The organism is Saccharopolyspora tripterygii (assembly GCF_054778355.1).
In genome coordinates this window covers 22,107-46,487 of the sequence record NZ_BAAGZP010000024.1, presented here as the reverse complement: position 1 = coordinate 46,487, position 24,381 = coordinate 22,107, and the positions used below count along the sequence as shown (strand labels likewise).

Annotated in this window: 24 protein-coding genes; 10 read left to right on the top strand and 14 right to left on the bottom strand. The window is 70.0% G+C overall.

The features are described from left to right. Positions 1-20: 20 nt before the first annotated feature. The 5 genes from ACYVF3_RS18920 to ACYVF3_RS18900 form a co-directional block, all read right to left on the bottom strand. The gene (locus ACYVF3_RS18920) at positions 21-1,286 is read right to left on the bottom strand and encodes a Bcr/CflA family efflux MFS transporter (RefSeq protein ID WP_461155552.1); all 1,266 of its coding nucleotides are present in this window, start codon (positions 1,284-1,286) and stop codon (positions 21-23) included. Between the two features lie 215 nt (positions 1,287-1,501). Further along, entirely contained in the window at positions 1,502-2,089 is a 588-nt protein-coding gene (locus tag ACYVF3_RS18915) for a DUF305 domain-containing protein (protein WP_461155551.1), read from the bottom strand. 63 nt (positions 2,090-2,152) lie between these two features. Next, positions 2,153-2,572, bottom strand: a complete 420-nt coding sequence (locus ACYVF3_RS18910; RefSeq protein WP_461155550.1) for a hypothetical protein — start codon at positions 2,570-2,572, stop codon at positions 2,153-2,155. Positions 2,573-2,583: 11 nt separating this feature from the next. Next, positions 2,584-2,865 carry a metal-sensitive transcriptional regulator gene (locus tag ACYVF3_RS18905; protein ID WP_461155549.1) on the bottom strand — a complete coding sequence of 94 codons (282 nt, stop codon included), beginning with the start codon at positions 2,863-2,865 and terminating at the stop codon, positions 2,584-2,586. A gap of 65 nt (positions 2,866-2,930) precedes the next feature. Next, positions 2,931-3,155, bottom strand: coding sequence for a hypothetical protein (locus ACYVF3_RS18900; RefSeq protein ID WP_145735664.1), 225 nt, complete (start codon positions 3,153-3,155; stop codon positions 2,931-2,933). Between the two features lie 353 nt (positions 3,156-3,508). On the opposite strand from ACYVF3_RS18900, the gene ACYVF3_RS18895 reads away from it, so the two are divergent. Continuing rightward, entirely contained in the window at positions 3,509-4,429 is a 921-nt protein-coding gene (locus ACYVF3_RS18895; RefSeq protein ID WP_461155548.1) for an oxygenase MpaB family protein, read from the top strand. 35 nt (positions 4,430-4,464) lie between these two features. Here the strand turns inward: ACYVF3_RS18895 and ACYVF3_RS18890 are convergent, their stop codons facing one another. The 6 genes from ACYVF3_RS18890 to ACYVF3_RS18865 form a co-directional block, all read right to left on the bottom strand. Next, the gene (locus tag ACYVF3_RS18890) at positions 4,465-5,199 is read right to left on the bottom strand and encodes a ThuA domain-containing protein (protein ID WP_461155547.1); all 735 of its coding nucleotides are present in this window, start codon (positions 5,197-5,199) and stop codon (positions 4,465-4,467) included. Continuing rightward, complete coding sequence (locus tag ACYVF3_RS18885) at positions 5,196-6,278, bottom strand: Gfo/Idh/MocA family protein (RefSeq protein WP_461155546.1); 1,083 nt, start codon at positions 6,276-6,278, stop codon at positions 5,196-5,198. The genes ACYVF3_RS18890 and ACYVF3_RS18885 overlap by 4 nt, the downstream gene beginning before the upstream one ends. A 29-nt stretch (positions 6,279-6,307) precedes the next feature. After that, the gene (locus tag ACYVF3_RS18880) at positions 6,308-7,135 is read right to left on the bottom strand and encodes a carbohydrate ABC transporter permease (RefSeq protein WP_461155545.1); all 828 of its coding nucleotides are present in this window, start codon (positions 7,133-7,135) and stop codon (positions 6,308-6,310) included. Continuing rightward, on the bottom strand, positions 7,132-8,034 hold the full coding sequence (locus ACYVF3_RS18875) for a carbohydrate ABC transporter permease (protein ID WP_461155544.1): 903 nt from the start codon (positions 8,032-8,034) through the stop codon (positions 7,132-7,134). The genes ACYVF3_RS18880 and ACYVF3_RS18875 overlap by 4 nt, the downstream gene beginning before the upstream one ends. After that, positions 8,034-9,311 carry an ABC transporter substrate-binding protein gene (locus ACYVF3_RS18870; RefSeq protein WP_461155543.1) on the bottom strand — a complete coding sequence of 426 codons (1,278 nt, stop codon included), beginning with the start codon at positions 9,309-9,311 and terminating at the stop codon, positions 8,034-8,036. Before ACYVF3_RS18870 ends, ACYVF3_RS18875 begins: the two co-directional genes overlap by 1 nt. 107 nt (positions 9,312-9,418) lie before the next feature. After that, complete coding sequence (locus tag ACYVF3_RS18865) at positions 9,419-10,642, bottom strand: ROK family transcriptional regulator (protein WP_461155542.1); 1,224 nt, start codon at positions 10,640-10,642, stop codon at positions 9,419-9,421. A gap of 164 nt (positions 10,643-10,806) precedes the next feature. Between ACYVF3_RS18865 and ACYVF3_RS18860 the strand changes: the two genes are divergently transcribed. The 4 genes from ACYVF3_RS18860 (at position 10,807) to ACYVF3_RS18845 (ending at position 14,258) form a co-directional block, all read left to right on the top strand. Continuing rightward, entirely contained in the window at positions 10,807-11,937 is a 1,131-nt protein-coding gene (locus ACYVF3_RS18860) for a Gfo/Idh/MocA family protein (protein ID WP_461155541.1), read from the top strand. Positions 11,938-11,939: 2 nt separating this feature from the next. Next, complete coding sequence (locus tag ACYVF3_RS18855; RefSeq protein WP_461155540.1) at positions 11,940-12,860, top strand: sugar phosphate isomerase/epimerase family protein; 921 nt, start codon at positions 11,940-11,942, stop codon at positions 12,858-12,860. 25 nt (positions 12,861-12,885) lie between these two features. Further along, complete coding sequence (locus ACYVF3_RS18850; protein WP_461155539.1) at positions 12,886-13,665, top strand: sugar phosphate isomerase/epimerase family protein; 780 nt, start codon at positions 12,886-12,888, stop codon at positions 13,663-13,665. A 113-nt stretch (positions 13,666-13,778) separates the two neighbouring features. After that, the gene (locus ACYVF3_RS18845; RefSeq protein WP_461155538.1) at positions 13,779-14,258 is read left to right on the top strand and encodes a LapA family protein; all 480 of its coding nucleotides are present in this window, start codon (positions 13,779-13,781) and stop codon (positions 14,256-14,258) included. A 150-nt stretch (positions 14,259-14,408) separates the two neighbouring features. Here the strand turns inward: ACYVF3_RS18845 and ACYVF3_RS18840 are convergent, their stop codons facing one another. Beyond that, positions 14,409-15,890, bottom strand: a complete 1,482-nt coding sequence (locus ACYVF3_RS18840) for a catalase (protein ID WP_461155537.1) — start codon at positions 15,888-15,890, stop codon at positions 14,409-14,411. Positions 15,891-16,639: 749 nt separating this feature from the next. Here ACYVF3_RS18840 and ACYVF3_RS18835 point away from each other — a divergent pair. Genes ACYVF3_RS18835 through ACYVF3_RS18820 form a run of 4 tightly spaced genes read left to right on the top strand, consistent with a single transcriptional unit; the run spans position 16,640 to position 20,441 of the window. Further along, entirely contained in the window at positions 16,640-18,985 is a 2,346-nt protein-coding gene (locus ACYVF3_RS18835) for a sensor histidine kinase (RefSeq protein ID WP_461155536.1), read from the top strand. Positions 18,986-19,022: 37 nt separating this feature from the next. Next, on the top strand, positions 19,023-19,439 hold the full coding sequence (locus ACYVF3_RS18830; RefSeq protein WP_145735641.1) for a roadblock/LC7 domain-containing protein: 417 nt from the start codon (positions 19,023-19,025) through the stop codon (positions 19,437-19,439). Positions 19,440-19,441: 2 nt separating this feature from the next. Then, positions 19,442-19,804, top strand: coding sequence for a DUF742 domain-containing protein (locus tag ACYVF3_RS18825; protein WP_461155535.1), 363 nt, complete (start codon positions 19,442-19,444; stop codon positions 19,802-19,804). Between the two features lie 40 nt (positions 19,805-19,844). Next, on the top strand, positions 19,845-20,441 hold the full coding sequence (locus ACYVF3_RS18820; protein WP_461155638.1) for a GTP-binding protein: 597 nt from the start codon (positions 19,845-19,847) through the stop codon (positions 20,439-20,441). A 45-nt stretch (positions 20,442-20,486) separates the two neighbouring features. On the opposite strand, the gene ACYVF3_RS18815 is transcribed toward ACYVF3_RS18820, so the two are convergent. Then, positions 20,487-21,863 carry a tryptophanase gene (locus tag ACYVF3_RS18815; RefSeq protein ID WP_461155534.1) on the bottom strand — a complete coding sequence of 459 codons (1,377 nt, stop codon included), beginning with the start codon at positions 21,861-21,863 and terminating at the stop codon, positions 20,487-20,489. 65 nt (positions 21,864-21,928) lie between these two features. Further along, the gene (locus ACYVF3_RS18810) at positions 21,929-23,005 is read right to left on the bottom strand and encodes a tryptophan dimethylallyltransferase family protein (RefSeq protein ID WP_461155533.1); all 1,077 of its coding nucleotides are present in this window, start codon (positions 23,003-23,005) and stop codon (positions 21,929-21,931) included. A 619-nt stretch (positions 23,006-23,624) separates the two neighbouring features. Between ACYVF3_RS18810 and ACYVF3_RS18805 the strand changes: the two genes are divergently transcribed. Beyond that, positions 23,625-24,356, top strand: coding sequence for a hypothetical protein (locus tag ACYVF3_RS18805; RefSeq protein ID WP_461155532.1), 732 nt, complete (start codon positions 23,625-23,627; stop codon positions 24,354-24,356). The last annotated feature ends 25 nt before the right edge of the window (positions 24,357-24,381 follow it).

The window sequence follows — 24,381 nt, the reverse complement described above, 5'->3', positions numbered from 1 at the left end:
CTGGTCAGCCCTCGCAGGGGTTAAGCGGCGGGCACGGTTCGATTGCTGAGCCGTACCATCGCCGCCAGCGCGACGAGCGCGATCGCCGCACCCGAGGTCATGATGACCGCCATCGCCGGGCCGTCGTTGCCCAGCACACCCACCAGCGGGGCGATCAGGGCGCCGAGCCCGAACTGGCAGGCCCCCAGCAGCGCTGCGGCCGTGCCCGCGGCCTCACCGTGCAGGCCGAGGGCGAGCGCCGGGGCGTTGGGCATCACGAAGCCCATCGCGCCCAGGACCACCCACAGCGGCACGAGGAATCCGGCCAGGCCGCCCGTGCCGGTGGTGGTGAGGACGATCATCACCAGACCGGCCGCCGTGGCCACCGACAGGGAGGTCACCACGATCCGCATCGTGGTGAAGCGGTTGAGCAGCAGCACGTTGAGCTGCGAGGCGCCGATGAGCGCCACCGCGCCCGCTCCGAAGACCAGGCCGAACGCCTGCTGGTCGAGGCCGTACTGCTCCTGCAGCACGAACGAGGAGCCCGAGACGTAGGAGAACAGGGCCGTCATCGCCAGCGCGGCCACGATCAGCAGCAGCACGAACTCGCGGTCGGTGAGCAGCGTGGCGTAGGTCCGCAGCACCGGCGCGAAGTGCGGTTGCCTGCGGCGCTGCGGCGGCAGCGACTCCGGCAGCGCGAACGCGGCGAGCGCCAGCAGCGCCACCCCGAGGGCGGCCAGCACGCCGAAGACCCCGCGCCACGAGGTCGACAGCAGCACCGCGCCGCCCAACGTCGGTGCCAGGATCGGTGCGATGCCCATGACCAGGATCAGCCTGGACAGGGCGGTGGCGGCCGCGCGGCCCGACCACAGGTCGCGGACCACTGCCATCGCGACCACCATCGCCGCCGCCGCGCCGGCGCCCTGCACCACGCGCAGCGCGCCGAGCACCGCGATGTTCGGCGCGATCAGACAGGCGAGCGAGGCGACGATGTGCAACGCGGTTCCGGCGATGAGCGGTGCGCGGCGGCCGACGACGTCGGAGAGCGGGCCGATCAGCAACTGCCCCAGCCCCAGGCCGAGCAGCGTTCCGGTGAGCGTGAGCTGGACGGTCGAGTCGGGAGCCCCCAGGTCCGCGCCGATGGAGGGAAGCGCGGGCAAGTACATGTCGATGGTCAGCGGGCCGAGGGCGATCAGCGCCCCGAGCACCGCGATGATGCGCAGTCTCCTCGGCCCGGTCGGTTCGTCGGTGCGGACATCGGTCGTCCCGTTCGGCACCGCCGGGGAACGCACAGCAACGTCTTCCATCGCTTCCTTCCGCATGGATGTCCGATACCTGTGCTGGAGCGTGCGGGAAGGCGCGTTTGTTCCGCGGAAATCCGAGACTCGGCGCGATACGGGTTACACCGGGCGCATTGTCCGTCCTCTGTGGACGAGTATTCCCGGAGCCGGTGACGATTGCGTGAATTCAGATGTGTTCGACTCGCGCCGCCCGGGCGCGTGCGGCCCGGGCGGCGATTCGGTCAGTGCTGGGTGAGCATCGTGCGCATCGAGTCGATCTCGGACTGCTGGCTGATCATGATCTCCCGGGCCATCTGCTGGGTGTCGGGGAAGCGGCCCTTCTCGACCTCGGTCCGGGCCATGGTCACCGCGCCCTCGTGATGCTTGATCATCAGCATCAGGAACTTCTGATCGAACTCGGTGCCCTTCGCCCGGTCGAGACCGGCCATCTCGTCGGAGGACATCATGCCGCCGGTGCCGTGACCACCGTGTCCCCCGTGGCCCCCGTGCTCGGACTGCTGGACGTTCCAGTCCCGCAGCCAGCCGTTGAGCTCGTCGATCTCCGGTCCCTGGGCGGCCTCGATGCGGGCGGCCAGGTCCTTGACCTGCTGGGACTGCGCCTGCTGGACGGCCATGCGGGACATCTCGATCGCCTGCTGGTGGTGCGGGACCATCCCCTGAGCGAACATCACGTCGACGTCGTTGTGCGCGGGTGCGGACTGCGCCGGGGGAGCGGGCGGAGCGGGGGTGTCGGGCTGGCCGCAGCCGGCCAGGAACGACAGTGACAGGGCGGCGCCGAGCGCGGCGGCGCCCGTGCGGGCGTGCTTCATCGCGAAATACCTCGTGTTCGGTGTGCTGGATCGGGTGTGGCCGGCAGTGCCGGTGAGCGCCGATCAGCGCCGGAGTACGCAGAGCGCGGCGAGCCGCCGAGGTAATGGGTCCGGAGGTCGCGCCCGCTCCAGTGTGCGCCGGAGCCGGGGGAGCGACATCTCCACAGGTGCGCCGACGGCGCGCCCCAGCCGCGGGGCGAGCAGCGCGAGGAAGGTCACGGCGAGCGCCAGGCACAGGTGCAGCACGCCGTGCCCGTCAGGCGCGGTGTTCGAGGAGTCGACCTGCGCGTGGGCGGAGACCGAGCGCTGGACCTGGTGCGAGTCGTGCTGCGCGGAGACGTGGTGCGCGGGGACGTGCTGCGTGGGGACGTGCTGCGTGGGGACGTGCTGCGTGGGGACGTGGTGCGTGGGGACGTGGTGCATCAGCAGGACGCCCAGGGTCAGGACCAGCAGCAGGGTCCAGCGGAGCGCTCCGGTGCGCACGGGTTGGCCGGTCAGGACTTGACCAGGCGCGCGATCGCGTCGCTGGCCTCGCGGATCTTCGCTTCGGCCTGGTCGCCGCCCTCGGACATCGCCTCGGAGACGCAGTGCTTGAGGTGCTCGTCGAGAAGGCCCAGCGCGACCGCCTGCAGCGCCTTGGTGGTGGCCGAGACCTGGGTGAGCACGTCGATGCAGTACTCGTCGTCGTCGATCATGCGCGCGAGACCGCGCACCTGACCTTCGATGCGACGCAGTCGCTTGGCGTAGTCGTCCTTGTTGTGGGTGTAGCCGTGCATCGATGTACCTCCCCTGGGCCGGTGGACCCGCCACCTTTATACCCCAGGGGGGTAATTCGGGCCAGTCAGAGGAACTCGCTCCGCACCTGCGGTCGTTCCGTCGCGGGCTGCTGCTGCTCGGCGCGGCGCATCCACAGCCAGCCGCCGAACTGCACGAGCGCGGCGCCCCCGGTCAGCGCCACCGCGATGATCGCGTACGACGGCCAGCCGTTGAGCACGCCGAGCACCACGGCCACGGCGAAGAACAGCAGCGTGCGCACCAGCAGGATGCCGAGTCGGCTCTTGTTCATCACGGCTGGACCACCTCCGCGCCCGAGTCTAAGGGGTTGTTGCGGAGTCACCTTGCTTGGCGGTGCGGGTGGCGGAACCTCACACGCCGCCTGGACTCCGTGCGCCACGACTTATGTATGCCCAAGGCACGGCGTCGCGGCGTACTCATCCAGACGACGTGTGAGAAATCCCCGCAGGGGAAGGCCACAGCGGTGCCGGCTGAGTCCCACACCTGAAACAACGGCTCCGCCGCATCCTGAAACGACTCCTAGGCGGGACGGCGGTGGCGTCCGTCCGGGCGTGCGCCATTGACGGTGCGTGGCGGCCTGCTTACTTTTGATGACGGGTGTCCTCACATCGAACGGAGCGTCACATGCCCGAGCCGCTGGGTCCGGATTCGCTGATGTGGCGGTACTTCGGTGATTGGCGGGGTCTCCTGCTGGCCCTGTGGGCGGGGTCGATGCAGAACATGCACCCCCAGCTCGGAGCCGGGGTGGAGGATCACTCCGAGTTCTTCGACGAGCGCTGGGAACGGCTCTACCGCTCGCTGTACCCGATCGGCGGCGTCGTCTACGACGGTCCGCGCGCGGCGGAGACCGCACGGCTGGTGCGCGGCTTCCACAACGAAATCAAGGGCGTCGACAAGCAGGGCAGGCCGTACCACGCGCTGAACCCCGAGACGTTCTTCTGGGCGCACTCGACGTTCCTGGTGATGCCGATCCTGATCGCCGAGCGGCTCGGCACGCCCATGACCGAGGCGGAGAAGGCGCAGGTCTACGCCGAGGGCGTCCAGTGGTACCGCCTCTACGGGATGAGCATGCGGCCGGTCCCGCCGGACTGGCCGAGCTTCCAGCGCTACTGGGACCACATGTGCCGCGAGGTGCTGGAGGTCAACAAGGCGACCCTGGACGTCCGCGACGTCTCCCGCATCGGCAAGCCGCCGCTAGTGAGCCGGCTGCCGGATCCCGTCTGGCGTCTCCTGCGCCCGCCGACCGTGCGGCTCATGCACTGGCTCACCACCGGCTGCTACGACCCGCCGGTCCGGGAGAAGCTCGGCCTGCGCTGGACCCGGCGCGACGAGCTGCTGCTGAAGATCGTCGGCCGGGTCTTCGGCGCCGCGTGGAGCCTGGTGCCCTTCCGGTTCCGCTACCACCCGCGCGCCAGGGCGGCCTGGAAGCGGGCGCAGGGCCGCCTGCCCGCGGACGCCCCTCTGGTGGAGACGCCGCCCCGCAACTACCCACCGCTGGAGAAGCGGGGCGACCCGAAGCACTACTTCCCGGCCAACGTCACCTGACCGGGCCGGCGGATTCGAAATTCGAATGTGGCTGGTCAACGCCAGTGGCGGTCGAGATTGGCGACCTCCGGGGGTGTGCGGGGGCGGTCCGGCTGGGCCGCCCAGCGGATGCCGTTGGCGATGATCCGGCGGATCTCGGGCTGGTGGTAGACGGGGTAGCGCTGGTCGCCGGGGCTGAAGTAGAAGATCCGGCCGTGGCCGCGGAAGAACGTCACGCCCGACCGGAACACCTCGCCGCCGTCGAAGGAGGACAGGAAGATCAGCTCGTCCGGCGCGGGGATGTCGAAGAACTCGCTGTAGGTCTCCTGCTCGGGGATGACCAGCGGGGTCGGCACGCCGTCGGCGATCGGGTGGTGCGGGGCCACCGTCCACACCAGCTCCTGCTCGGCGCCGTCGCGCCAGCCCAGCGAGCAGGTCGTGCCCAGCAGGCGCTGGAAGATCCGGGAGAAGTGCCCGGAGTGCAGCACCAGCAGTCCCATCCCGCCGAGGACGTGCCGCTGCACGCGGTCGACCACCGCTTCGTCGACCTCGCCGTGCGCGAGGTGGCCCCACCACAGCAGCACGTCGGTGGCGGCCAGCACCTCCTCGGTGAGCCCGTGCCCGGCATCCGCCAGCAGAGCGGTGCGCACCGTCGCCGAGGGCAGCTCGCCGCGGATGCCCTCGGCGAGAGCGCCGTGGATGCCCTCCGGGTAGATCTCGGCCATCACGGGCGGGTGGTTGCGGGCCTCGTGGACGCCCTCGTTCCAGACGGTGATGCGCAGTCCGCTCATGCGACCGCCACCTCCCGCTTCTCGGCGGCCGAGAGGTAGCAGGCGTCGATGACCTCGGCCCGGCGCAGCGCCTCGGACCCGTCGTTGTCCGCCCACTCCTGCGGATTTCCCAGCACCCGCACGAAGTTCTCCACCACGGCGGCGTGCGCGCGCCCGGGCTCGGCGGTGGGCTGGTAGTCGGCGATCTCGCCGTCGACGTCCCGGTACACGTGCAGATCACCGACCTGCGCCTTGGTCGCGCCCACGGCGCGGAGCTCGGCGCCGCCCTCGGTTCCCAGCACGCTGAAGTCGATCAGGTCGACGGGATCGCGGAAGGCCGCCCACGAGGTCTCCAGCACCAGGGTTCCGCCGCCCCGGAGGCGGATGAACGCCGAGGCGAAGTCCTCGACCTCGAAACCGCCCTTGGCTTGGGCGGTCTCCCACTTCATGCCGCCGATGTCGCGCGTGCCCAGCTCGGCGTAGGTGGCCGCGGTGACCGACTCGACCTCCGGCTCGCCGAGCAGGAACAGCGCGTAGTCCAGCACGTGCACGCCGATGTCGGCCAGCGGTCCACCACCGGCCATCTCGCGGTTGGTGAACCAGCTGCCGATCTTGGGGATTCCGCGCCGCCGCATCCAGGACGCCTTGGCGTAGTAGGGCGTTCCCAGCTCGCCGCCGCGGATGATCCCGCCGAGGGTCTGGATGTCCCCGCGCAGACGGTGGTTGAAGGCCACGTCGAGCACGCGCCCGGCCGAGCGGGCCGCGTCGACCATCTGCCGTCCCTCGATGCCGTTGCGCGCCAAGGGCTTCTCGCTGAGCACGTGCAGTCCGCGCTTGAGCGCGGCGACGGCGATCGGTGCGTGCAGGAAGTTGGGCACCGCGATGCTCACCGCGTCGAGCTCGGGCAGTTCGACGAGCTGCTCCCAGCTGGCGAACAGGTGCGGTGCGCCGTAGCGCTCGCCGAGCGAGGCCAGCGTGTCCGCCTCCTGCCCGGCGATCGCCACGATCTCGACGTTCGGCAGCGCCGCGTAGGCGGCCAGGTGCTGCTGGCCCGCCCAGCCGACGCCGACGACTCCGACCCGGAACGTGGGGTCACTCATGTCAGGGACTCCTTCGATCTGCGGTGGGTTCAGCCCTTGATCGCGCCGGCGGTCAGACCGGCCACGATGCGCTTCTGGAACAGCAGCACGAGCACCAGCAGCGGCAGGGTGACGAGCACCGATGCCGCGCTGATCGTGCCGATCGGGTGGTCGAAGTCGCTGGTCCCGGAGAAGTACGCGATCGCGACCGGAACGGTCCGGGACTCCGGGGTCGAGGTGAGCGTGACCGCGAGCAGGAATTCGTTCCACACCGAGATGAACACCAGGATCGCGGTGGTGGCGATGCCGGGGACGGCCAGCGGCAGGATCACCTTGCGGAACGCGGTGAACGGGCTCGCTCCGTCGATGAGCGCGGATTCCTCCAGCTCGAACGGGATCTCGCGGAAGAACGAGGTGAGCACGAAGATCGCCATCGGCAGCGCGAAGGTCAGCTTCGGGATGATCAGCCCCGGCAGCGTGTCGTAGAGCCCGATGTCGCTCCAGATCGTGAACATCGGCGCGGCGATGGCGATCACCGGGAACGTGGTCACCGACAGCACCAGGCCGAGGATGATCCCCTTGCGCGGCAGCTTCAGCCGGGCGAGCGCGTAGGCGGCGAAGGAGGCCAGCAGCAGCGCCAGCGAGGTGGTCACCACGCCGACGATCAGCGAATTGCCCAGCGCCGTCAGGAAGTCCTCGTCCTGCACGACCTCCAGGTAGTTGCGCAGCGACGGCGAGCCGGGCAGCAGCGACCCGGAGGACAGCTCCGCGCCGGTCTTGAGCGAGGTGTTGATCAACCAGTAGAACGGCACCAGCGACGTCAGCATCACCACCAGCGCGAACCCGAAGACCCACGGCCGCGGTCTCGTCTGCTTCACCGGGCGCCCTCCTCGGCGACGTCGCGGATGTTGCCGCCCGCGAAGCGGATGTACACCAGGGACACGGCCATGACGGTGATGAAGGTGAGGATCGACAGCGCCGAACCCTGGCCGATCAGCCGCCCTTCGCGCAGTTCCTGGTAGGCGATCATGGACATCGTCTCGGTCCCGTTGGAGCCCTTGGTCAGCACGAACGGGAGGTCGAAGATCCGCAGCGCGTCCAGCAGCCGGAAGATCGCCGCCAGCGCGATCGCCGGGCGCAGCAGCGGCAGGGTGACCCGCCAGAAGGTCTGCCACCGGCTCGCCCCGTCGAGGTCGGCGGCTTCGTAGACCTCGCCCGGGATGACCTGCAGACCGGCCAGCACGAGCAGCGCCACGAACGGGGCGGTCTTCCACACGTCGGCGGCGATGATCACGGCCATCGCGTAGCCGGGTTCGGCCAGCCACACCTGCCCGCCCCCGGGAAGGCCCAGCGCCCGCAGCAGGCCCGTGACCAGCCCGAGGTTGGACTCGAACATGGCCTGCCAGGTGATCGCCGAGACCACCGTCAGCACTGCGTAAGGCACCAGAAGCACCGACCGCAGCAGCCCGCGCCCCCGGAAGGCCAGGTTCAGCAGCAGCGCCATGGCCACGCCGAGAACCACTTCCAGGGTCACCGAGGAGAAGGCGAACAGGAAGGTCTGGCCGAACGCCCGCCACCACTCCTCGGAGATCAGCGCGTTCCAGTAGTGGGTCAAGCCGACGAACTGCGACAGTCCCGCCCGCCGGACGCTGTAGGCGTTGAGCGACAACCAGATCGCGTAGCCGATCGGTACTGCGGCCACCAGGAACATGATCGCCAGCGCGGGGGAGACCATCCACACCGCGGTGCGCCTCTGCTGGGCGTCGACTCGGCTCATCAGAAGGTCTCCTGCGCGGTTTCGACGTCGTGGGCCATCTCCCGCACGCCCGACTCGACGTCGGTCTGCCCGGAGATCACGGCGTAGGCGTTGTCGTAGATCGCGCGCGAGACCTGCGAGTAGACCGGGGATCGGGGACGGGGCCGGGCGTGCAGCAGCGATTCCTTGAGCTGCGGGATGAACGGGAGCTTCGCGCGCACCTCGGGGTCGTCGTAGAGCGAGGCGAACACCGGTGCCTGGGCCGTCTCCAGGACCATCTGCTTCTGGAACTCCCCGCTGGTCGCGAAGTCGATGAGAGCGACCGCGGCGCCGGTGTTCTCGGACTTCGCCGCGATGGCGAGGTTCCAGCCGCCCAGCACGGCGGCGGGCTCGCTGCGCTCGTCGAAGGCGGGCAGCGCCACCGCCCTGGTGGCCGGGCCGACCGCGGTCTGGCTGATCAGCTCGTGCGCGCTGGGCCACTGCCGCAGGTAGCCCGCCGCGCCGGACTCGTAGGCGCGGCGGGCGTAGTCCTCGTCGTAGGTCAGGCACGCGCGATCGAGGGCGCCGGATTCCATGCCCTCGGCCATCAACCGCAGGACTTCGCGGGTCTGCGCCGAGTCGACGGTGACCCGGCCGGCGTCGTCGATCACCGATCCGCCCGCGGAGTAGAGGAGTTCGAGGAAGTTCGCCGTCAGCCCCTCGTATCGCTTGGCCTGCATCTCGACCCGCTGGGACCGGTCCTGGGCCGCCCGGGCGTAGACCTCGCGCCAGGTCGTGGGCGGGGGAACGCGGTCGTGGCGGTAGAACAGCAGGCCCGCGTTGGTGTAGAACGGCACGGCCCAGTCCCGCCCGTCGTAGCGCACCGTCTCCACTGTGGACGGCATGAGCTCGTCCCGGCGCTGCGCGGTGAGCCTGCTGTGGTCCATCAGCCAGCCCTGCGTGGCCCACTCGCTGGTCCAGGTCACGTCGGTGAGGTAGATGTCGCACTCCGACGAACCGCCTTCCAGGCGCTGCAGGGCCTGGGCGCGGGTGGAATCGGTGTCCTGGCCGATCTCGACGTAGCGGGCGCTGATCCCGGTGCCTCGCTCGTTGAACTCGCGGGTCAGCGTCTCGAAGACGCCGGTGTCGCGCACCCCGCAGACGGTGACCTCACCGCGCGCGCCGGCGGCCGACGCGGGGTCGACGACGGCGACCTGCGGCGCGTGCTCGCCCTGCGGTCCGACGGGTGGAGTGCTCGTGCAGCCGCCGAGGAGCAGCGCCACCACGGCGAGCGCGGCCCGGTGCGGGGGTGAAGGCATGGCTGTCTCCGCTTCGCGGTTCGTCGGCGGTGGCAACGGGATTCACCCGGGCACCGGTCGAACGGCGGCGTGAGACGATCACATGGTTGCGAGCCGCACGCGGGGTGTCAAGGCATCTCCCGCATCAGTCCGCGAATTCCCTCCGGGGACAGCACGTTCTCGATCCCCGCCACCACCGCACCTGCCACCCCGGCGGAGCGGCCCAGCGCGCTGTTGGCCAGCGAGAGGTGCCGGGTCGCCAGCGGCAGCGCGCGGCGGTAGACGACGCTGCGGATGCCGGCCAGCACGTCGTCGCCGACGGAGGTGATCAGACCGCCGAGCACGATGCGCTTGGGGTTGTAGAAGTGCACGAGCATCGCGACCACTTCGCCGATGGTCGCGGCAGCGGCGCGGATCCGGCGGGTCGCGAGCGCGTCGCCGTCGCGCAGCAGCTGCGCGAGATCCGCTGTGGTCTCCGGCCCGCCGTCCTCGGTGCGCAGGCCGCGCAGCACCGCCTCGGCCGAGGCGACCGCCTCCACGCAGCCGACGTTGCCGCACTGGCAGATCACGTCGTCGGCGCCGGGCACCCGGATGTGCCCGATGTCCCCGGCCGCGCCGTCGGAACCGCGGTGGAGCTCGCCGGTCGCCGAGACGATGCCGCCGCCGATGCCGGTACCGATCTTGAGGAACAGCAGCGGGGATTCCGCGGCGGGCAACGCGCGGGCTTCGCCCAGCGCCATCAGGTTGACGTCGTTGTCGACCGACGCCGTGCAGTCGAACTTCTCGGCCATCGTGTCGCCGACCGGGAACCCGTCCCAGCCGGGCATGATCGGCGGCCGCACCGGCATGCCCATGCGCGGGTCGACCGGGCCGGGAAGCCCCATGACCAGCGCCTTGACCTCGTCGGCGGAGAGTCCGGCGCCGCGCAGCAGCTCGCGCAGGTGCTCGGTCAGCACGTCGAGCGCCTTCTCCGGGCCGACGGTGATGTCCAGCGGCACCTGCTGCTCGGAGAGCAGGTCCTGGCCGAGATCGGCCACGGCCAGCCGGGTGCTGTGCGCGCCGACGTCGGCGGCCAGCACGACCCCGGCGCGCGGGGCGATGGCCAGCCGGTGGGCGGGGCGTCCCCGGCCGCCGCCGCTGAGCGCGCCGCGTTCGGCCAGGACCCCGGCCGAGATGAGGGCGTCCAGGTGGCTGTTGACGGTGGAGCGGGCCAGGCCGGTGCGCTTGACCAGCTCGGCGCGGCTCTCCGCGGTCCCGGAGGCGATGAGCCTGGTCAGGACGCTGAGGACGAGGTCGCCATCGGCCCTCCCCGAGGTCCTCGGCACCGTCAGCCGGACCGGATCCCACGCCATGATCGCTCCCTCGGGCCGATTTACCGCTGAATTATGACCGAGAAGAAAATAAATCGCAGTACTTGTCGGCTTAAAACCGGGGTCCTAGCGTGAGCGGTGACGAAAATCGGGCGTGAGACACCCGTTGTTGTCGTCCACCACACCGACTACAGGGAGGCAGGCGCGTGAGTCCGGGTAATCCCAGGCGCGGCGCGGCGATCGTGGGCGCCGGGATGATCGGCGAGGTGCACCGGCGTGCCGCGACGCTCTCCGGCGCCGAGATCGTCGGCGTGCAGGCGTCCACGCCGCAGCGCTCGCTGGAGAAGGCGGGGGAGTGGAACGTCTGCGCCTTCGCGACCTTCGAGGAAGTCCTCGCCGACGATCGCGTCGACGTGGTGCACATCTGCACCCCCAACTCCACCCACGCCCCGTTCGCCGAGGCCGCCCTCGCCGCGGGCAAGCACGTCATCTGCGAGAAGCCGCTGGGGATCTCGCTGGAGGAGGCCGAGCGGATGGCCGCGGCCGCGGCCTCCAGCGGGCTCGTCGCCACCGTGCCCTTCGTCTACCGGTACCACCCGCTGGTCCGCGAGATCCGGGCCCGCAGGCAGGCGGGCGAGTTCGGCGACTGGCACCTGCTGCACGGCAGTTACCTGCAGGACTGGATGCTCGACCCGAACGCCTCGGGCTGGCGCGTCGACCCCGAGCAGGGCGGGGTCTCGCGCGCGTTCGCCGACATCGGGTCGCACTGGTGCGACCTCGTGCAATGGGTGTCGGGGGAGACCTTCACCGACGTCTTCGCCGAGTTCTCCATCGCCGTGCCCACCCGGCCGGCCGCGGGCGGAGCCAGCTTCAGCGGCCCCGGCGCCGAGGGCGGCGAGCGGGTCGAGGTGCGCACCGAGGACACCGCCGCCCTGCTGCTGCGCACCGGAACCGGCGTGCTGGCCACGGCCACGATCTCGCAGGTCGCCGCCGGGCGGAAGAACCGGCTGTGGTTCGAGCTCGACGGGTCCGGCGGCAGCGCCGTCTTCGACCAGGAGAACCCCGAGCAGGTCTGGCTCGGCGGCTCCGGGGAGAACCGGGTCCTGGTGCGCGACATCGGGACCGGATCCGCCGAGCACCGCAGGCTCTCCCGGCTGCCCGCCGGGCACGCGCAGGGCTACGCCGATTGCTTCGACGCGTTCGTCGCCGACACCTACGCGGCCATCGACGGCGGAGATCCCGAAGGACTGCCCACTTTCACCGACGGACTCCGCTCGGCCAGGCTGGTCGACGCGGTCGTGCGCGCTTCCGGAAACAGCTCCTGGACGAAGGTGTGATGATGCGACTCGGAATGCTCACGGCGTGCCTGCCGCAGTGGACGCTGGAACAGGTCGCCGGCTGGGCCAAGATCAACGGTTACGAGGCGCTCGAGGTCGCGGTGTGGCCGACCACGGGTGGCAGGGACTTCGAGGCCGCGCACCTGCCGGTCGCCGATTTCGGGCCCCAGCAGGTCGAGGCGACCACCGACCTCTTCCAGCGCTACGGGCTGCAGCTGTCGGCGTTCGCCTACTACGAGAACAACCTGCACCCGGATCCCGCGCGCCGCGAGGAGATCCGGACCCACCTCAAGCACTGCGTCGACGCCGCGCAGGCGCTCGGCGTGCCCCACGTGGGCACCTTCATCGGTCGCGACTGGACGAAGTCGGTGGCCGACAACCTCGCCGAAGGGCAGCGGGTGCTGCCGGAGCTAGTCGACTACGCGGGCGAGCGGGGCGTGAAGCTCATCGTCGAGAACTGCGTCATGGAGGGCTGGCACCCCGACGGCTACCCCGGCAACCTGGCCTACTCGCCCGAGCTGTGGGAGTGGATGTTCTCGCTGGGCTTCTACCTCAACTGGGACCCCTCGCACCTGACCTGGATCGGGATCGACCCGGTCGAGACGATCGCGCCCTACATCGACCGGATCGTGCACGCCCAAGCCAAGGACGTCGAGCTCGACCCGGCCGCGCGCAACCGCTACGGCTTCTTCGGCAAGGTCGACAAGGGCGGAAACCCCTGGGACATGGGCTGGTGGCGCTACCGCGTGCCCGGCCTGGGGCAGGTCGACTGGCCGAAGGTCGTCGACCGGCTCTACGAGCACGGCTTCACCGGCACGCTCTCCGTCGAGCACGAGGACCCCGTCTGGGGTGGCGACGACGAGCGCATCACCCAGGGTCTGCGCATCGCCCAGCGCACCCTCCGGCCGTTGATCGTGGGTTAATCCACTTCCTGGAAGGAACAGGTCATTGCCGACACTGTCCGTTCAGCTCTACAGCGTCCGCGACCAGCTGGCCGCCGACCAGCCCGGAACCCTCGCCCGACTCGCTGAGATCGGCTTCCGCCACGTCGAACCGTTCGGGCTGGGCGCGTTGACCAAGACGCAGCCGGAGCGGCTCGCCTCGACCCGCGCGCTGCGGGCCGACCTCGACGCCGCGGGCCTCGCGGTCTCGGCGACCCACGCCGCGCTGCCGAGCGTGGCCGAACTGGCCGAGGAATGCGCCGAACTCGGCGTCGGCACGGCGTTCATCCCGCAACCGCGTCAGGTTCCGGGATTCGGCGAGGACACCTTCACCGACACCGCCTCCCTCGACGCCTTCGCCGACGCGCTGGGCCAGGCCGCGGCCGACGCGCCGGACGGCTTGGGGCTCGGCTACCACAACCACTGGTTCGAGTGGGCCGAGCTGCCCAGCGGTCCCGCCTACGACCGGTTCTGGCAGCGGACTCACGAGGACGTCCTTGCCGAGCTCGACGTCTACTGGGCGCAGGCCGCGGGAGCCGATCCGGTCCAGGTGCTGGAGTCGTTGGGGGATCGGGTCGTCTCGGTGCACCTCAAGGACGGACCGGCCACTCGGGAAGCACCGCAAGCACCGCTGGGGACGGGCGCCGTCGACCTGCGGAAGCTGCTCGCGGCCACCGAGCGGATCCCGTGGCACGTCGCCGAGATCGACACCACCGAGCACGACCCCTTCGAACTCCTCGCGGCCAACGCCGAGGTCCTGCGCTCGCACGCCTCCACCTTCGCCTGACCAGCGGAGTCGATCGCCCGGGCGGCTCGCCCCGCGAAGCCGCAGATATCGAACCGGTGACGAGGCGGTGTGTGCGGTGGGGTGAGCGCCGGGTTGGGGTTGATGATGTCGGCATGTCTGACAACGGGTCGAAGGACGCTGGAAGCGGAGCGGAGCGCGAGTCGGCCTCGGTGGACTCGACGGCCGAGGACACCCACTCCGGGAACGGGACCGCCCAGGACGCGGTGGGGGCGGACGCGGGTTCCGGCGATGCGGGATCTGGCGACGCGGGTGCCGTCGAGAAGGCGGGCGGGACGCGTGAGCCGGTCGAGCGGTCCGGCGCGGGCAAGCACGAGCTGGCCTCGCAGAGCCGCACCGGCGTGCTGTGGACGGCGCTGGCCATCGCGGGCGTCGTGCTGGTCTTCCTGCTGATCTTCGTCGCGCAGAACTTCGCGCCGGTCACCGTGCACTTCCTGGGCCTGGAGTTCAGCCTGCCGATCGGGCTGGCGCTGCTGTTCGCCGCGATCGTCGGCGGTGTGCTGGTGTGGCTCGCAGGCACCGCGCGCATGATCCAGATGCGCCGCGCGGTCAAGAGGGCGCGCAAGCAGGTCTAGAGCCTGTCCCACTCGGTTCGCGTGCCGGTGTGGGAGGTGGGGGAAGTTCTCATGAAAACTCCCCCCGTCACCTCCCACGCCGGCAAGGCGGCTACCGCCGCAACCTGACATGAACTCCAAGCCTGTTCACGGCTTGTTCCTACTGGGGTATCACTCGTTGGCCTGGGCGTAGTACGCCTTCTCGATGTTCTCGCCGACCTCTTGGTCGATGTTCTTCCAGTACTGGAACACGTTTGAGAGAACCGGCTCGACGACCCCGTCGAGCAGCGCGCCCGTGACGGTCTGCACGAGCCGCTCCCGCTCCTGCTCGGAGTAGACCTCGCGCACGAGCGTGTGGGCCTGGCCGAAGTCGTCGTCCTCGGAGTGCAGCGAGTAGGCCGTTCGCACGAGTTGTCCGTCGGACTCCCAGCCGTTGTCCACCGGACCCTGCTCGTCCTGGTAGGAGCGCCCGTAGGAGTTCGGCGCGTACACGGGTGCATCACCGGAGTGGAAGTACTGCATCGCGCCCTCCTTGTCGTAGGAGTTGGTGGGCACGACCGGGCGGTTCACCGGGAGCTGGTTGAAGTTGGTGCCCAACCGGTTCCGATGCGCGTCGGGATACGAGAAGATGCGGCCCAGCAGCATCTTGTCCGGGGAGACGCCGGTGCCCGGAACCGTGTTGGCTGGGCTGAACGCCGCCTGCTCGACTTCCGCGAAGTGGTTGGTGGGGTTGTGGTTCAGGGTGAAGCGACCGACCGGGATGCGCGGGTAGTCCTTCTTCGGCCAGACCTTCGTGAGGTCGAAGGGGTTGAAGCGGTAGGTCTTCGCGTCCTCGTAGGGCATGATCTGCACCTCGAGGCGCCAGGACGGGAAATCGCCCCTCTTGATCGAGTCGAACAGATCGCGGCGGTGGAAATCGGCGTCCTTGCCCGCCAGCTCACCGGCTTCCTCGTTGGTGAGGAACTCCATGCCCTGCTCGGTGAGGAAGTGGTACTTGACCCAGAACCTCTCGCCGTCCTCGTTGATCCACATGTAGGTGTGCGAGGAGTAGCCGTTCATGTGGCGCCACGTCCGGGGCAGCCCGCGATCGCCCATGAGGTAGCTGACCTGGTGAGCGCTCTCCGGGGAGAGCGACCAGAAGTCCCACTGCATGTTGTTGTCGCGCAGGCCCGAGTCGGGTGTGCGCTTCTGCGAGTGGATGAAGTCCGCGAACTTCATGGGGTCGCGGACGAAGAAGACCGGCGTGTTGTTGCCGACGATGTCGAAGTTGCCGTCCTGCGTGTAGAACTTCAACGCGAAACCGCGGACGTCCCGCCAGGTGTCGGGCGAACCCAACTCGCCGGCCACGGTGGAGAACCGAGCGAGCATCGGGGTCTTGGTCCCCTTCTGGAACAGCTTCGCCTTGGTGTACCGCGACACGTCCTCGGTGATCTCGAGCTCGCCGAACGCGCCGGAGCCCTTCGCGTGCGGGCTCCGCTCCGGGATCCGCTCGCGGTCGAAGCGGGCGAGCTTCTCGACGAGCGCGACGTCGTGCAGCAGCAGCGGGCCGTTCGGGCCGATGCTCAGCGAGTGGGCGTCGCTCTCCCGCGGGGCGCCGGACTCGGTGGTCGACGGCTTCGCGGAGGTGTGGTCCGTGGTGGGATCAGTGGTCATCGATCGTCCTCCTGGGAACAGTTCGACGTGGGCCTTGTCCGGCCGCTCAGGGGCCGCCTGACATCGTCAGCTTCGGTGCGCGGGTCCGCACGGACAGCCGCCTGGTAGACCCTCGCTGTGACGAGCGGACCTGTCGCGCGCAGACCTGCGCGCGACCGTTTCCCGAGGTCCTCCTCGTGCTCGGTGTCATGAGGCCACGCTACCAATAATCTGGAATCAATCAAGTTTGAGCGCTCGGTGTCGACCTTGCGGAGTTCCGCTTCGGCGCAGTCATTCTCGGCCAGGCCGCCCGCTGCCGAGGCCACGATCGCATGGGCGGCAGGAGAAGTCGCGCGAACGATTTCGCTCGAACTGCTATCCGAGCGAATGGTGCGGAATTCAAGAGAGTTCCCGATCGGGGAAAGGGCTGGCGTCCATCCGGGTGAATTCGATTTCATGCGCAGGGTCGGCCCCACGTCCGCGCCCGCGATCACAGTTCACTGTGAAAAATCCCGGGTCCTCTCGTTCGTCCAGCTGTGGTGGGGAATACCCGCCAGCCTCCACTATTGAGTGAAGATCATCCGATATGGTGCCTGGCGTATCGAGGGCACGTGATGTCGGGCCGCCGGGCCGCTCCCCGGCGTGGGCGAAAGACCATCGATGGAAAGAACGTGGAAGTGACGACCCCAGACGACGACTCCCCATCCTCGCTGAAACCCGGAGGGCGACGCCCCGGTGGGCCCTCCATCCGGTCGCGACTGACGTGGGCGGTGTTCGTCCCGTGGGTCGTCGTCGCGGTGCTGTGGGCGGTGGGCTGCTCGCTGTTCGCCTTCGACGCCTTCTTCGCACGGCAGATCGCCTCCGGCGTGCAGTCGATGTCGTTGCCTGCGGTCAATGCCCTGGACCAGGTCCAGCGCGAACGTCTGCGCAGCCTCGAGGTCATTAGCCAGCCCGGTTCCGGAACCGACGAGCTGCGCGGCCAGCAGCGCGCCACCGACAGCGCGCTCGCCGAGCTCAACGCGAAGGCCGCCCCCGTGCTGGAGTCGGCGCCCGCCGATGTCATCGAGCCGATGAACGAGCTCAACGCCTACTTCAAGCGGCTGCCCGACCTGCGCGAGCGCGTCACCGCCCGACAGGCCTCCGTCGACGAGCTCAACGCCTTCTACGACGACATGTTCGACACCGCGACCAGGCTTTTCGACATCCAGGCGCGCATCACACCGGACCCCGAGGCCCGCCAGGGCTCGCTGGCCGCGGTCGGCCTGTTCCGCGCCTCGGACACGCTCTCCCGCGAATCGTCGATGGTCGGCACCGTCCTGACCAGCGGCGAGCTGACCCCGGCCCAGCACCGCCAGCTGACCGGTCACATCATCGGCCACCACGCCGCGGTCGAGGCGAACATGACCACGATGCTGCCGGAGGTGCGCCAGCGTTACCGGGCGATGGTCGCCAACCCGGACTGGAAGCAGCTGGTGGCGGCCGAGGACCAGCTTATCCAGCACGGCGCCTTCGGCCCGGGTGACCGCCCGCAGCTGCGGGTCGAGGACTGGCGCCGGATGACCAACGACATCGGCGCCGAGATGTCCAACCTGGTGCGCACCCAGAGCGAGCACGTCGCCAGCGGTGCGGTGGCCCGGGCCACCAGCACGCTGTGGACGGTGCTGGTCGGCAGCCTGGTGGCGCTCGCGGTGGCGGTCGGGTCGTTCTTCTTCGCCCGACGCGTCTACCGCACGGTCGTCGACGACGCCCTGCTCACCCGGCTGCAGGGGCTGCGCACCGAATCGCTGGCGATGGCCGAGCGGCTGCCGGACGTGGTCAGCCGGCTCCGCGAGGGCGATGCCGTCGAGGTCGACGCCGAGATCGCGGAGCTGGGCCACTACGGCGACGACGAGGTCGGCGAGGTCGCCCACGCGATCCAGCTCTTCCAGCAGGAAGCGGTGCAGGCCGCGGTCGGCGAGGCGCGAGCGCGCCAGGGCGCCCGGGTGGTGTTCGTCGGCATGGCCCACCGCATCCAGCGGCTGCTGCGCGGCATGCACACCACGATCGACCAGCTGGAGCGCAACGAGGAGAGCTCCCAGCAATTGGCCAAGCTCTTCGACCTGGACAACGCCACCACCCGCGCCCGCCGCACGGTGGAGAACCTGCTGGTGCTCGGTGACCAGCAGCCAGGACGCCGGTGGAGCCGGCCGGTCGCGCTGATGGACGTGATGCGCTCGGCGGTCTCCGAGATCGACCAGTACTCGCGGGTGGTCATCGGTCACGTCCCGGACGTGATGGTGCACGGTGCCGCGGTGGGCGACTCGATCCACCTGATCTCCGAGCTGATCGACAACGCCACCGCGTTCTCCCCGCCGAGCACCCAGGTGCACGTGATGGCCAGCGAGGTCGCGCGCGGGATCGCCATCGAGATCGCCGATCAGGGGCTGGGCATGGACCCCGAGATCCGGCAGCGGGCCAACGAGATGATGCACGAGCCGCCGGAGTTCGACCGGCTCGTGCTGGAGAACAACAAGGCCGAGCAGCTGGGCTTGTTCACCGCCGCCCGGCTGGCCTCGCGCCGCGAGATCTCGGTGGAGTTCGGCGTCTCCGCCTACGGCGGGACCCGCGCCACGGTGCTGCTGCCCAACCTGATCCTCGAGGCCGGCAGCAGCGACGACGGCGACACCGTGCAGGTGCCGATCAGCGCCCTGGACCGCAGGCGCGAGATCGAGGGGAGCCTGGAGGAGCGAGACGGCCAGGAGCCTCAGTCGGTCAACGGTGCGGAGACCGAACGAACGTTGGTGCCGCAGCAGCGCGAGTTGAGCTGGAATGGGAACATGACCGACCAGTCGACCGCCCCCGGCAGGACTGCCAGCCCGCCGGGTTACGAGTGGCCGGCGGCGGAGTCGCCCGGCCCGGAGTCCGCACCCGAGCCGGACCGCGAGCCGGAATCCAAGCGCGGCAACGGGAACCGTCCCGCACTGCCCAAGCGGGTGCCGCAGACGCACCTGGCCGACGGACTCAAGGACGACCCCGATGCCGAGGACCAGGGGGTGGTGGCCTCACCGAGCAAGCTGGCCGGATTCCGCCGCGCGTTCCGGGGAGGCTTCGACGCAACCGACGACGGCGGCTCATGAGCAGAGCAAACGACAAGCAGGCGCGTGTGAGGTGGGCATGACCGAGACAGCTTCGAAATTGAGTTGGCTGCTGGACGACTTCGTGCAGGGCGTGCACGGAGCCGACCACGCCGTCGTGCTGTCCAACGACGGCCTGGTCATCGCCAAGTCCGCGGGACTCGACCGGGACGCCGGTGACAAGCTCGCCGCCGCGGCGTCGAGCATGCGCAGCATCGGCAAGGGCGTGAGCAAGGACTTCGGACGTGGGCAGGTCGCCCAGACCCACGTCGAGATGGAGCACGGGTTCCTGTTCGTCTCGGCGGCGGGCAGCGGTGCGTGCCTGGCGGTGCTGTCGGCCGCGGACACCGACATCGAGCTGGTGGCCTACGAGATGGGCCGATTGATCACCCGGGTCGGGTCGTTCCTGTCGGCGGCGCCGCGCGAGCTGCGCGGTGTGGCGGCAGAGAGGACCTGACAGTGGACGAGGCGTGGTACGACGATGAAGCCGGACCGATGGTCCGGCCGTACACGATCACGCGCGGCCGGACACCTGGTAAGCACAAGCAGCGGCTCGACACGGCGACCCAGGTGGTCACCGTCGAGCCCAGGCCGGAGACCCCGAGGCTGGAACTCACGCCCGAGCACCGCGCGATCCTCGAGGCGTGCCACCGCCCGGTGTCGCTCGCGGAGCTCGCAGTAGCGCTGGAGCAGCCGATGGGCGTCGTCCGGGTCCTGTGCGGTGACCTGCTCGATCACGGTGCCGTCTTCGTGCGGACGCCTCGTTCTGAAGTCAGCCGAGATATCTTGGAGCAGGTGTACCGTGGGCTTTGCAGACTCTAGGGTGGCTGAGGCGAAAGCCCGGTCCGATCAGTCCGTTCCGGTGCAGTCCGGCCGGGGAGACGGGGAAGACGGCGACAATCCCGCGCCGATACCCGTGAAACTCGTCGTGGCAGGCGGTTTCGGCGTCGGCAAGACGACGCTGGTCGGCGCGGTGAGCGAGATCCCGCCGCTGACGACCGAAGAGGAGATGACGGTCGCCAGCGAAGGGGTCGACGACCTCAGCGGTGTCGACCGCAAGGAGACCACCACGGTCGCGCTGGACTTCGGGCGCATCACCATCTCCGACGAGGTGGTGCTGTACCTGTTCGGCGCGCCCGGCCAGAACCGCTTCTGGCCGTTGTGGAACGACCTCGCCCTCGGCGCGGTCGGCGCCGTGGTGCTGGTGGACACGCGCAAGCTCCAGGAGGCCTTCGCCTCGGTGGACTTCTTCGAGCGGCGCGGGATCCCGTTCGTGGTGGCGGTCAACATCTTCGACGACGGCTACCGGTACGAGCCGGAGGAAGTGCGCGACGCGCTGGTGATCCCGCCCGAGGTCCCCATCGTCATCTGCGACGCGCGAGACCGGGTGCTGTGCAAGAACGCGCTGGTCACGCTCGCGCGCCACGCCATCGACCGGACCCCGTCGGAACTGAGCTGAGCACGCTCGCCGGGCGCCCGTCGCGGGTACCCGGCGAGCGCGGGTTCAGCTGGTCAGCGGCGCGGTCCGGCAGCGGAAGTGCCGCAGGATCGGCGGGTTCTCCGTCATCCGGTAGCCGGGCACCGATTCGGGGTCCTTCGCGATCTCGGCCAGCACCTCACCCACGTACTCCAGGTGGCTGTGGTCGTACACCCGCCTCGGCAGGGCGAGCCGGACCAGCTCGAACGGCGCGGGCGAGAGGAGCGCGCCGTCCTCGTCGAGCGTGCCCAGGTACAGCGAACCCAGTTCTGCGCAGCGGATCCCGCCCTCGCGGTAGAGCGCGCAGGCCAGCGCGTGGCCCGGGAACTGCGCCGGGGTGAGGTGCGGGAGCAACCGCCCGGCGTTGAGGTACACGCCGTGCAGACCGGACGGGCGGATCGTGTTCACCCCCGCCTGATGTGCGCGTTCGGCGAGGTAGGCGGCCTCGTGCTCGCGATCGGCGAGGTAGGAGGGCGTGACGACCTCGCGCAGGCCTTGCGCGAGCTGCTCCAGCGTCGAGCCGGTGAGCCCGCCGTAGGTGCGGAACCCCTCGGTCGCGATCACGTCGAGCTCGCACCGATCGGCCAGCTCGTCGTCGTTGACCCCGATGAACGCGCCCTCCGGTGCCAGCCCGTCCTTCTTCAGGCTGGCCACGGCTCCGTCGGCGAGCGCGAACGCTTCCCGCGCGACCTCCAGGGGAGTGCTGTTGCGGTAACCGGGTTCCCGGCGGATGACCAGCCAGGCGTTCTCGGCGAACCGAGCGGCGTCGAGGATCAGCGGGACACCGCGCTCGTGCGCGAGCGCGCTGATCTCGCGGAGGTTGGCCATCGACACCGGTTGCCCGCCGCCGCCGTTGTTGGTGATGGTGACCAGGATCTGACCGACCCCTGGCCCATCGGGTCCGTCGAGGACCTCGCGGACCGCGCCGACGTCGATGTTGCCCTTGAACGGATGATCGCTGTCGAGGTCGAAGAGCTCCTGATCGGGCAGGTCGCGCGCTTCGGCGCCCAGCCGCTCCACGTTGGCCCGCGTGGTGTCGAAGTGCGTGTTGCTCAGGCTGATCCGGCCCTCGCCGAGCAGCGCGGAGAACAGGACTCGTTCGGCGGCGCGGCCCTGGTGCACGGGCAGCAGGTGCCGGTACGGGACGACCTCCTGCAACGCCTCCCGGTAGCGGTAGTACGACTCGGCCCCGGCGTAGCGCTCGTCGCCGAGCTGCGCCCACGCCTGCTGCTGGACGGAGACCGCGCCGGTGCCGGAGTCCGACAGCAGATCGATGCTCACCTGGTCGGCGGGCAGGTTGAACGGGTTGTGGCCCGCCGCGTCCAGCGCCTCGACGCGTTGCTCGCGGGTGGTGATCGGGATCGGGCGCACGACGGCGGAGACGTAAGGGCGCAGGTGCGGCATGGGCGGTGCCTTTCGGGATTGTCCAGGTGGTTCAGCAGCGGTCACGCGCGGCGATCGCGGGCATTTCAGGCAGCGGTCCGGGGGACGTTGCCGCCGTAGGCCTCGGAGGAGGCGTAGACGGTGGTGCCGGTCTCGTCCGGGCTCATCCGCAGCGAGACGTGCGCGAGCAGTCCGTGCCGAGCGGCGAGATCGCGGTCGGTGATCGCACCGATGACCTCGTCGAGCAGCGCCGGGTCGATCAGCCGGTCCCGCAGGTGGTCGCGGACCCGGTCGCGGGCCACCGAGTCGTCCGGGACGTAGTCGCGCAGCGGCAGGTAGATGCTGTAGTTGCTGGGCTTCTCGCGGTCCCCCTCGACGAAGGAGTAGCTGGACACCAGCGGCCGGCCGGGGAAGCGCTCGGTGCCGGGTACCAGCAGCCGGCAGAAGTCCCCGACCTGGTAGCGGTCGATGCCGGGCACCGCGGAGGCGGCTCGTTCGACGACGTCGACGTCGGCGTCGTACTGGGAGACGTAGAGCTTGACCCGCGACTGCGGGCTGGGGTCGAGGTCCAGGGCGAAGAACGTCAGCCGGTCGGCGTCCCGGCACAGCGCGTGCTCGCGGACGCCGTCGTAGGCGTGATCGAGCCCGAGCCTGCGGAACGCCTCCTCGACGACCTGCGGAGCCCGGTCGGCGCCGCGCACTTCGGGGTTGAAGTACACCTTGAACGCGGGCCGGCCCGCGGAGTCGAAGATGAACGAGAACCACCAGGAGAACCGGCCCTGCGGGTCCTGCGGGCTGAACAGGTCCTCGACGGCGCGCAACCGGTCCAGCGGCAGGTCGTAACGCTCGGCGAGGCGGGCCACCAGGTCCTTGGCCGCGCGCAGGTTGGCGGTGGGACCCGGGTCGGCGGGCAGCGTCTCGGCGAGGATCCGCAGGCTCGGGCGGTTCGTACCGGTGACCTGCACGGAGAACTCGACCGGGGTGGCGTCGTCGGCGATGTTCGAGGGCCACAGCGGCGGTTGCGTCAACGGCCGGTCCCGCACCTCGCCCAGCACCTCGCCGAGCAATCGGACGGGTTCGGCCTGATCCATTCCCGCGACTCGGCAGAGGTTCTGCAACTGCTTTCTCGTCAGCTCGCCGAGGGTCGTGTCGGCAGTGCTCATCGCAGCCCCGATCAATGTTACTGGGGACTCCGGCTCATTCGTTCGCCGGAAAGTTACGAGCGAACACAATAGTATGCGTGATCTTGAGCAACCAGCGTCACGGACCGCTCAGTGCCCTCACCGGGCGTGCGCTGAAACCCCTTGCAGGGGCGGTGAACTGCGCGAACGAGTCCGGATGAGACCGATGCACAACGGTGATCAACACACTGTTCCCACAATGCCGGAACTCTGGCAAAGAATTCACTGTGGACTGTGTAATTCCGCCCACCGCAACTCGCCGGACGGGCGGCCGCCGGAGAAATGCGGAGCGCAACGCCCCGCCGGTCCCGCGCGTGGGCATTGCCGCGCCGTGGAGGACCCGGTGTGAACAAAGGGAAACCTCCGCGCGAGTATGATCTTGAACAGGACCGCTCGGCCGGCGGTGGGCGGGCGCGTCGGACGCGTCGCAGTCGCGGCGGGGCCGATGGGGCCGCTGAAGCGTCCAGGTCCGCCTGGCCGGTCGGTGATGGCGTACAACAGGCGTGATCAGGCCCGCAGAGGCGGGTGACGGGCGCGGGTCCGGAGGTCGTTCTCCGGTACACTTCCGCGGCCGGGCGCAGAGTGAAGTTGGAGAGTCTCGATGGCACGTGACGCGGACCGCGACGATTCCGGCGGGATCTCCGCGATCCTGAACCGGATCGACCCGTTCGCGTGGGTACCGATCATCGTGATGCTGGTACTCGCGCTCGTAGCGGCGCTGGTCCTGCGGGTGCCGCTGCTCGGGCTGATGTTCCTGATCGCGGCCCTGGCGATCTTCGGCTTCGACCTGTGGATCAACAGTCGCAAGGGATCGGCCCGGGCCCCGATGCGGATGCCGCGTCGCAGGCGGCGGGACGACGACGACTTCGACCGCGACTTCGACCTGGATCGGGACCGGGACTTCGACCGCGACTTCGACCGCGGGCCCTCCCGGGCCGAGACCTCCCGGCCGGAGCGCGGCGCTCAGCCGCCCGCCGGTCGTCCCGGGGCACGTCCCGCCGGAGCCAATCAGGCCCGTCCCGGTGCTCCCGGCCAGGGACGCCCGCCGGGTCAGGGCCGCCCCGCTGGTCCGCCGCCCGGTGGTGGCCGTCCCGGTGCCCCGAACCAGGGCCGTCCGCAGGGCGCCCCGCCGAACCAGGGCGGTCGTCCGGCCGCTCCCGGCCAGGGTCGTCCGGGTGCGCCCAACCAGGGACGCCCGCCGCAGGGCAACCCGCCCGCCGGACCGCCACCGGGTGCGGGTCGCCCGGGAGCGCAGCCCCCGGGCCCGGGTCGTCCTGGCGCTCCCGGTGGTCGCCCGCCGCAGCGCCCGGCCCCTGGCGGCAACCGCTACTGACGCACGTGAACCGGCCCCGGTGGAC